The 228-nt window shown below is 72.8% G+C and carries 1 protein-coding gene; it reads left to right on the top strand.

The genetic code is table 11. The features are described from left to right. The coding region (locus tag KVT32_RS32015; RefSeq protein ID WP_217619629.1) for a GGDEF domain-containing protein at positions 1-228 on the top strand (228 nt) is incomplete at both ends.

The raw sequence follows: 228 nt of genomic DNA, 5'->3' as shown, positions 1-228 counted from the left end.
CGGCGTGCCCAGCCGCCGCCACGGCGAAGCCCTGCTGGAACTGGAAATCAAGCGCGCGCGCCGCTACCGCCTGCCGCTGGCCCTGATCGCCTTCGACATCGACCGCTTCCGCGAAGTCAACGAGCGCTACGGCCATCCGGTCGGCGACGTCGCGCTGCGCGCGGTGGCCGAGGCCGCGCACAAGCTGCTGCGCTCGAGCGTCATGGTGGTGCGCTCCGGCGGCGAGGA

The sequence above is a fragment of the Achromobacter sp. GbtcB20 genome (assembly GCF_019091095.1).
In the GTDB taxonomy this organism is placed as follows: Bacteria; Pseudomonadota; Gammaproteobacteria; order Burkholderiales; family Burkholderiaceae_B; genus Achromobacter; species Achromobacter mucicolens.
The sequence above is the reverse complement of the archived record's forward strand: the minus strand, read 5'-3'. Positions and strand labels throughout refer to the sequence as shown.